Annotated in this window: 5 protein-coding genes; all 5 read left to right on the forward strand. The window is 39.6% G+C overall.

Annotated features, from left to right (window positions below):
• A partial coding sequence (locus AXF17_RS02865) for a hypothetical protein (RefSeq protein WP_330398529.1) occupies positions 1–769 on the forward strand: 769 nt, incomplete at its 5' end.
• Between the two features lie 80 nt (positions 770–849).
• Positions 850–4,584, forward strand: coding sequence for a Cna B-type domain-containing protein (locus AXF17_RS02870; RefSeq protein ID WP_094233718.1), 3,735 nt, complete (start codon positions 850–852; stop codon positions 4,582–4,584).
• Positions 4,581–4,700 (forward strand): sortase B protein-sorting domain-containing protein, encoded by a 120-nt coding sequence (locus AXF17_RS09865; protein ID WP_408631987.1) that lies wholly within the window; start codon positions 4,581–4,583, stop codon positions 4,698–4,700. Before AXF17_RS02870 ends, AXF17_RS09865 begins: the two co-directional genes overlap by 4 nt.
• A gap of 448 nt (positions 4,701–5,148) precedes the next feature.
• Entirely contained in the window at positions 5,149–5,724 is a 576-nt protein-coding gene (locus AXF17_RS02875; RefSeq protein ID WP_094233719.1) for a PepSY domain-containing protein, read from the forward strand.
• A 164-nt stretch (positions 5,725–5,888) separates the two neighbouring features.
• Positions 5,889–6,110: response regulator (locus tag AXF17_RS09405; RefSeq protein WP_237049067.1), on the forward strand; the 222-nt coding region annotated here is incomplete at its 3' end.

Genomic DNA, 6,110 nt, shown 5'->3' on the forward strand with positions numbered 1-6,110 from the left:
TAAGGTATTTGAGAGCAATAAGAATGCCACTCATGATTTTACCGGCGCTCTAAATGTAAAGCCAATCAAGGAGCAGATGAAGCAGATTGAGCATATGTTCAACGACCCTAACGGCGAGAAGATTAAGCTGTCGGGAATGGATACAACATTTACTGCAAGCATAGAATTACCGGAAGGCATGACGTTCGGTACTGCTACGCCTAAAGCAAGACTCGACGGAGCAAACGGAAAGTTTGAGATTACAGAGACAAAGCTTGAGGGACGCAAAGTAACAGTTACCCTGAAGCTCAAGGATGCTGCAAAGTTCAAGACTTATAAGGAGCTTGCGGATGCAATAAACGCAGTAGATGACACACTTAAAGTAACCGTACCTGGAGCTAAGTTTACTGCAGCAGCACAGCCTGATACTAACTATACAGTAAAGGGAACAGTAGGTGGAAACTTCAAGGCTACAGCAACACAGGTAGACAGTGGAAAGACAATAAACTTCAAGTTCAAGTGGAACGGCAAACAGACAGCAGACGGAGCGGATGCGATTGCACCAAATGACTTGAGCAAGATTACCTTTACACTCAAGTACAAGAAATCTAATAACCCTGTAAACCCAACTAACCCTGTTAATCCAACGAAGCCAGATAAGACGATTAAGGTTGTTAAGCCGGTAAAGACAGGTGATAATACTAATCTCTTGTTCTATTTGTTAATAGCGGGTGGTTCGATTGCAGGTATTGCAGGTGCAAATACCTATAGAAGAAGAGATTACAAGTAGAGTTTCTTTAATATGTGGTATTTAGCAAACGAGTATAACTTTCGTAAAAAGGATAGCAATATAGAAAGGAGTGTGTTTCTATGAAAAAAGGAAAGAGAATATTTGCTTTTATGATTTCCTTTATGACAATGTTTGCTACGATATTCAGTAATCAAGTATCTGTGCGAGCAGAAGACACAACTGGTTTAAAATTTACAAAGATTGAGGTGACAGATACAGCAGGAAATGTTAAAGCAGATCTTTTAGCTGGTGGAAAGCTTAGTTTGGAGGAGGGAAAGGATTACTACCTGAATGTAGCATACTCTGTTCCGCCTAGCTTACAATTCTCACACACTTATATGGATTTGACTTTGGGTAACGGGCTATATTACATGTCTCTGCCTGGTTCAACTTGGCAGACAGGGGCGATTAGCAGTACGGGATTTGAGCAATTGACACAGTCTCCAACTGGTAATTCCGATTCACCGTATGGGTATCCTGCGTCTACAGCTGATCCGAGTGGTACGCCTCCCACTGTTGGGAAATCAAAGTCGGGAAAGATTGCGTTCAGAAGCAAGTATTCTCTAACGAACATTGCTTCTACAAAGGAGATTCAATTTCGTTTAGATAAGGCTTATGAGAATATGGATACCAACCAGATTCTCAACAATGTCATCAAATTGAATCTGCGAACGGATAGTAGCAACTTTGTTGATTCTAAATCGTATTCGGTAAATGCTAAAGACAATCCTACTTTGGGATTTTGGCCTAATGTCAATTCAGAAGTTGTCACAAAAGGTGGTCAAACAAGTCAGTTGTCTGTAGGCACAACTGGAGCTGGTGAAGGCTTCCTTACTAAAGCAGGAAGTAGCACTACAATTGATGTTGTCTATCCGAGCGACATACAATTCGATGGATTAACAGAGGATGGAGTCTATCATATGGATGGGGTCATAGGATCCACCACAGATGATGGAACTAATAAGACAACGCGGGTGACATTCCCAGAGAATGGTCGCCTCATGGGGGATTTGGTTCTAAAACCTAAGTTTACAGTACCGAGCACATCATCACGTCCAAATGGATCAACATTCCAAGTTAAACTTAAGAATTTGAGTCAGACGGTCTGGAATGAAAATATAGGTAGAACATCTACGACTAAAGAACAAAACCTGCAAATAACAATTCTGGATGGTTCCACCCCAGAGTTGATTACCAAGGTAAACGTACGTGATACCATGCCTAACTGGGCCAAGAAAAAATATGACACGTATAACGTACGCTTTGGAGGACTGATGATTCGCAATGAGATGGGGACGGCATCTCAGCCCAAGAGTCTGGAGATGACTTTGGATAAGGATGATACAGCAATCATTCGCGGTGTCACCATTCCATATGCGACCGGAATGCATTACGGTATGTTGACGTGGACTTCTGCAGATGGTAGAAGCGGGACGATTGATCCAAATCTTCTGACACATAGCGGAGTTTCTACATTAATTAAGAATACAGACTTAGGTCTTGGAATCAACGATTCCATCAAAACCATTAAGGTAGATCTTGGAACAATTCCTGGAAAATGGAATGGAATGAAGTATGAGGACAACACCAATTACGACTTTAATTCAGAGACAAATGCTTACAACGTTAAGCCAGGTGGACGCAATTCGGCTTTCATTGATGAGAGCGCATATTACGGTTGGGAATATATGCCAGGCGGTGTCTTTGGAACCTGGAAGAAGGGAACAGATGCCGATGTCAAGAGTACCATTAAATTTTATAACACTGGGAGCACCCCTAAGGACATAAATACATATGAAGTGCTTGGTAAATCAGGCCCGCCTAAGGTCGTAAACGGAATTGGAACTATTGATAAATCTCAAATTAACGGAGGGGATAAGTTCCATATATCCGGAAAGACTAGTGATGCAAACTGGGATTGGAATCCTCTGCAAGAACCTGTCTTTTACGTTATGATGCCTGAAGGATTTAGCTACTCCAACCTAAAAGTGACAAACGGAAAACTTTCAAAGCCGACCTATGTCGGAGAGTTTACCCATGGGAGCGAGAAGGTCAAAGTGTGGAAGTACACTGTTGATATTGGACAAGAAACCAGGGGGCAATATCAGCCGGATTTCAGTTGGAAGACTTCCGAGATTAGTATGGATGTGGCAACAAATACGGACGCCAAAGTCGGCACTTATCATATCAATGACTTCCTTGGAATGACTACAAAGGACTTCAAAGATATTGGAGCTAAACTTAAGAATATGCGTTGGGATAGTGCAAATTCAACAACAGAAAAGTACACGGCTGATTTCGGCAATGCAGTTAATGGCGGGGAGCCCATGTCTTCTCTGTCAGAAAAAACAGGCATTAAAGTAAACCAAGCATATGAGGTAAAGGCAGACTCGCGTTTGATTGTTCCAAATGGTGATCAGGGTGATAAGACATATATATATGATCCTAGTACAGAGAGCACAAAAAAAGAAACGACGCCAATTTTAGATAGAGGAGGCAAAGTAACACATAGGATTATCGTACGTAATAACACGACTAAAACTGTTAAGCATACCACACTGTACGTTCCTCTGTTTTTAGAGAATAAAGATAACGGTTTAGGATATCATCCTGAAGGAAAGACTCAGTGGCCTCTAAAACTGACCGGAACGGATATGACGTCCAATTTTAAGGTTAAATACATTAAATTCAAGCCCGGCAAGAGTTATAGTCTTAACCAGGCACCAAAGCTTGGCGATTACGATGAAGTAACTGATCCTGCACATGCGGATATGGCTGTGTTTGATTCAAAGAAGGCGCTTGCGATTGGCGATGGGGGTACAATTGACTTAAATTATGAGGTCAGCAAGACTTTGCCGAGCAGATATAATGGAAAAGTTAATGTAATCTCTCCTGTTCTTGACTACGATATTGATGGTAACACTTCAACTTTAACTAGACAGTCTTCTGCAGTCGGGTTCAAGACAACATCAATGGACATTCCGGTTGAGAAGGTGTGGGTAGGTAAAGAAGGTAACGCTGCAAAGGTACACCTGTATGCAGGAGATACAGAGATTGATTCTGTGACTTTAAATGCCGGCAATAACTGGCAGCATACGTTTGCAGGACTTGATAAGTACAAAGATGGAAAGGAAATCAAGTACACAGTCAAGGAAGATGCAATTGCAAACTACAAGTCCGAGATAACCGGAGATGCAGCAAGCGGATTTACTGTAAAGAATACCAACATTGAGAAGGTGACAGTGCCTGTAGAGAAGAAATGGGTTGGAAAGAGCACAAACAAGGTAGAAGTAAAGCTACTGGCAGATGGCACAGAAAAGGAAAGTGCTGACCTGACAGCTGCTGATAATTGGAAACATGAATTCAAGAATCTGCCAAAGTATGATAGTGCGGATGGTCACGAGATTGTTTATACAATCAAGGAAGTTAAAGTAGATGGCTATAACACTGTAATAAGTGGAACAGCAAAAGATGGGTTTACAATCACAAATACCATCACTGGCAAAGTATCTATACCTGTAACCAAAAAGTGGGTAGGTAAAGAAGGTAACGCTGCAAAGGTACACCTGTATGCAGGAGATACAGAGGTTGATTCTGTGACTTTAAATGCCGGCAATAATTGGCAGCATACGTTTGCAGGACTTGATAAGTACAAAGATGGAAAGGAAATCAAGTACACAGTCAAGGAAGATGCAATTGCAAACTACAAGTCCGAGATAACGGAGATGCAGCAAGCGGATTTGTTGTTACAAATACCTGTATCGATAAGCCAAAATCTAATATACCAAGCGACAAGTCATATGGTAAGAAAATAGTCAAGAGACATAATCCTAAGACGGGCGATATGACAAATATAATACTTTATTGCACAGTGCTTTTAGCTGCTGTACTTGGACTACTGGTAGCTTTGATTAAAAAGCATAATAGATAAAGGATTATCAAAGTTTTAAACCCATAACTTTCTTTGGGGTAGAGCCTTAAATCCTATTCCACAGATTGTGGTCTAAAATGATTACAGAGATTAATTATTTCTCGAAAATGAGAATAATAATCTCTGTTTTTTATGTGGAATCAAGAAAGTATTTCATTCGAATCATTTCGTTATTTTCTTTAGTTTAACTTATCAAAATATAATAGAAGATTCTTTGTTAAGAGTATAAAGGCATCTTGTTTTAAACGCTCAAAGGGCTTATATCCATTTCCATTTCATTCCTTGAGTTAAAAAGAAAGTTATAAGCTCACAATCATTCTTGCATTGCAAACTGCACAAAGAAAAGGAAGTATAATTTTAAAATTCATTTTAGATTCATTTTTCTTGATTAAGATACAACCAATAGGAAACGCTAAATCCAAAAGAAAGAAGAAAGGTGGTGTAGATTATGAATAAAACAATTAAGATGAAGACAGCAGCAAAAATAATAGCTTTGACACTTTTCGTTACAGCTCTGGGAGCGGCAGTAGCATGTGCAAATAACTCAAGTAGCAATACTTCATCTGGGACAAATGCTGACACAAAAACTAAGCTGACTGTTGAGAAAGCTAAAGAAATAGCTCTCAAGGAATCAAATAGTGGCAAGGTTACTGGGTATGAGAAAGACGTGGATTTTGGTAGAACTGTATTTGAAATAACTATTCTGGATGGTCAAACTGAGAAGGAATATAAAGTCGATGCGAATTCAGGTAAACTATTGAAGGTCGAGGCTAAAGAGCTTAGCGCAGATCCGGAAGAAAAGATGCTCATCAATGCTAATCCTCAGAATGATCTGGATAAAGCAGAAAGTCTGGTTAAAGCAAAATATCCTAAGGCAATTATAAAGAAGGTAAAACTGGAGGTTGAAGACAACACACTTGTATATGAAGCGACAGTAATAGAAGGGGACAAGAAAATCGAAGTAAAATTTGATGCGAATACAGGGTCTTTTATAGAGGAAGATGTTGAAGGTCATGACGATTAAATAATAAATGTACGTGCCGTGCGAGAATTCGACTGGAAATTCTTGGTTATCAAATTCTTTGTGGTCTAAAATGATGAAGGATTGGTTCGTCCAGTCCTTTTTCTAGCCGAAATTTTTCATGTAAAAATGATATAATACAAAACAAGAAACTAGGAGCGAAACACATGAAATTATTAGTAATTGAAGATGAAGCCGATTTGAATAGGAGTATAGTAAAGCTATTAAAGACGCAAAAGTATAGCGTTGATGCAGCCTATGATGGTGAAGAGGCCCTGGATTATATCAGAGTCTCAAGTTACGATGTCATAATTTCAGACATTATGATGCCTAGACTTGATGGTCTTGGTGTTTTGAAATATCTTAGAAACCATAATATAAAAACTCCA

This window comes from Mogibacterium pumilum (assembly GCF_002243385.1).
GTDB lineage: Bacteria > Bacillota > Clostridia > Peptostreptococcales > Anaerovoracaceae > Mogibacterium > Mogibacterium pumilum.

What these genes read in the sequence shown, in the direction of transcription:
- AXF17_RS02875 (WP_094233719.1), top strand. Translation starts at nt 5,149, where the DNA reads ATGAATAAAACAATTAAGATGAAGACAGCAGCAAAAATAATAGCTTTG.
- AXF17_RS02870 (WP_094233718.1), top strand. Translation starts at nt 850, where the DNA reads ATGAAAAAAGGAAAGAGAATATTTGCTTTTATGATTTCCTTTATGACA.